Origin of the sequence: Nostoc edaphicum CCNP1411 (assembly GCF_014023275.1) — a bacterium.
In the GTDB taxonomy this organism is placed as follows: domain Bacteria; phylum Cyanobacteriota; class Cyanobacteriia; order Cyanobacteriales; family Nostocaceae; genus Nostoc; species Nostoc edaphicum_A.
In genome coordinates this window covers 7,614,797-7,617,802 of the sequence record NZ_CP054698.1, presented here as the reverse complement: position 1 = coordinate 7,617,802, position 3,006 = coordinate 7,614,797, and the positions used below count along the sequence as shown (strand labels likewise).

1 protein-coding gene is annotated in these 3,006 nt (G+C 33.4%); it reads left to right on the top strand.

Translation table 11 applies throughout. The features are described from left to right. Window positions 1–738: 738 nt before the first annotated feature. Window positions 739–2,748 carry an ABC transporter ATP-binding protein/permease gene (locus HUN01_RS34370; RefSeq protein ID WP_181929913.1) on the top strand — a complete coding sequence of 670 codons (2,010 nt, stop codon included), beginning with the start codon at window positions 739–741 and terminating at the stop codon, window positions 2,746–2,748. The last annotated feature ends 258 nt before the right edge of the window (window positions 2,749–3,006 follow it).

Genomic DNA, 3,006 nt, shown 5'->3' with positions numbered 1-3,006 from the left:
GATTTTACTCTAATCGATACTAATTTTAATAAACTAATATTTTCCTCTGAAGCTACCTTGAAATTTTACAGTCTTAGCTAAAACGAAAGTTAATATTAACTATGCTTTCTGATATTAATAATTATCAGAAATTTCTTTTTCCAATGATATATTTTACTAGTCTTCAATGAAAGTTTACTTTTGAATAAGCGGAGTTTGTTTATTTAAAAGTAAACTTTTTAATTTAATTTATGAATTATCTCACCTTAGTCAACAAAATACAATACCAATTAAGACAGTTAAGCGGACAGTTAAGTGGACAGTTAAGACAGTTAAGACAGTTAAGACAGTTAAGAGGTATCCACTCGGTAAATTGGGGTAAAAACAAAAAATAAAATGTAAATTGGTTTATACTGCGTTATAGAATATGAAACGTGGTTATAGAATATGAGACATGGCGCAAAAATTATTTGCTGAAAACTTATTAACTGCTGTCAACTTTCGACACCAAGGAGCTTGCAGCAGATTTAATGAATGCGTCAGTTAGTAGAAATATTGGGCTAAATAATACCTTCACAAGCATGTTTACCAATTTGTGATAAAAAGCCCATAATTCTCCAAAAAGCCCAACGATTACACTAGGTCAATTTGCTATTTTATTTATGGCTATAATGCTTATTTAGTAAGTAATTGAGCCTTGATACTACTTATATATAACTAGCTTAATTATTAGCTAAAGTCTTCGTTTAGTTTCAGAATATGCCAACCCAAGTTGTTCAAGCTCAACCTTCAACAAATGCTTTTTTAGGTTTTCTTCAATTTTGGAAAGACGTAAAAGCAGTCGCACAACCTTACTGGTATCCACACGAGCCAGGAGACAGAGCATTTTCAGAGGTGATTCGCTCATGGGGAATGCTTATTCTCCTAATATTATTAATAATTGCGCTTGTTGGTGCAAATGTTTTTAATAGCTTTATTAATCGCTACTTAGCCGATATCATAATTAAAGAGAAAGAAATATCTCAGTTTTATGATGCTTTACTACTTTATGGTTCAGCTCTAGCATTGGGAACTCTCTTAGCGGGGTTCTCCAGACTAGTGAGAAAAAAAATTGCTCTAGATTGGTATCAATGGCTGAATAATAATATTTTATCAAAATATTTAAACAGTCGAGCTTATTACAAAATCAACTTTAAATCTGATATTGATAATCCAGATCAACGTTTATCTCAAGAAATCGAACCCATTGCAAGTAATGCTTTAAGTTTTTCAGCTACTCTCCTGGAAAAAATACTGGAGATGACAGCTTTTTTATTAGTTCTTTTGTCAATCTCTGAGTCTGTTGCACTGATTTTAGTTACTTATACGGTTATAGGCAATTTTATTGCTGTCTACTTGACCCAAGAATTAAATAAAATTAATCGAGAAGAACTCGAAGCGAAAGCTGACTACACCTATTGCCTGACTCATTTACGCACTCATGCTGAATCAGTAGCTTTCTTTCGAGGAGAGAAGCAGGAATCAAATATTATTGCCCGTCGATTTAGTAATTTGATAAAAAATGCTAAACGCAAAATTGATTGGGAGAGGAATAGTGAGATTTTTAATAGAGGTTATCAATCTGTAATTCAAATATTTCCATATATAGTATTTGGGCCTTTACAGATTAGAGGTGAAATGGAATTTGGAGAAATTATCCAAGCATCTGTATGTTGCTATTTTTTTGCTAATGCTTTGGGTGATTTAATTAATGAATTTGGTAATTCTGGGAGATTTTCTAGCTATGTTGAACGGTTATCTGAATTTTCAAATGCTTTAGAAGAAGTAACTAAAGAACCAGAAAATGTCAGTACTATTAAAACAATAGAAGAAAACCATCTCGCTTTTGAGAATGTCACCTTACAAACGCCTAACTATGAACAGGTAATTGTCGAAGACTTGTCGTTGTCGATTCAGCCAGGTGAAGGTTTATTGATTGTTGGGCCAAGTGGTCGAGGTAAAAGTTCTCTATTAAGAGCAATAGCTGGTTTGTGGAATGCTGGGACTGGGCGTCTAGTGCGACCTCCTTTAGAAGAAGTCTTGTTTTTACCCCAACGTCCTTACATAATTTTGGGAACTTTGCGCGAACAGTTACTTTATCCTAATACTAATCGTCAGATAACTGACGTAGAACTCAAAGCAGTGTTACAACAAGTTAACCTGCAAAACTTACTTAGTCGAGTTGATGGCTTTGATACTGAAGTTCCTTGGGAGAATATATTATCGATAGGAGAACAACAACGCTTGGCTTTTGCACGACTGTTAGTGACTCATCCTAGCTTTACTATATTAGATGAAGCAACGAGTGCTTTGGATTTAAAAAATGAAGGAAGTTTATATCAACAGTTACAATCAACGAAAACAACATTTATCAGTGTTGGGCATCGGGAAAGCCTGTTTGATTATCACCAATGGGTTTTGGAATTGTCACAAGATTCTAGTTGGCAACTTGTGACTGTTCAGGACTATCGAAATCAAAAAGTAAGTCTTACTAAACCCCCAACAGATGGTCAAATCAAAATAGATGATTTATCTCAATATAAAGCTAAACATAAATCAGAAATAAGCACAAGCGAAAAGCTTACTCATAAAGAAATGAATGAACTAACGTACTATTCTCTTAGCACTATTAGAAGCAAGGCAAGCAAAGGAGAGTCTATAACTACTAAGGATGGCGTTAGCTATGGATATGATAAAGATCCCAAAGTACTGAAATGGGTGAGAGTTTAATAGCCGCTAGCCTTGAGAAGTCAAGAAAGCAGCTTTTCTAAACACTTAAAATACTTAAAATGTTTAATTAAATAATCATGCCAGGGGAAGGGAAGAGAGTAGTCTCTCTCTTCTTTGCGATTATTAACGTCAAAAATTTGGACAGGATAAATATTAAACAAAAAAAGTATTATCAGGATAAATAACTTTTTAATAAAAAATACATTAAAAAATTGTATCGCTTTCTATTTTGAGAAAACCCTAATTTACAAGATATAA

Excerpts from the sequence above, each read along its gene's own strand:
- HUN01_RS34370 (WP_181929913.1), top strand. The coding sequence starts at position 739 with ATGCCAACCCAAGTTGTTCAAGCTCAACCTTCAACAAATGCTTTTTTA.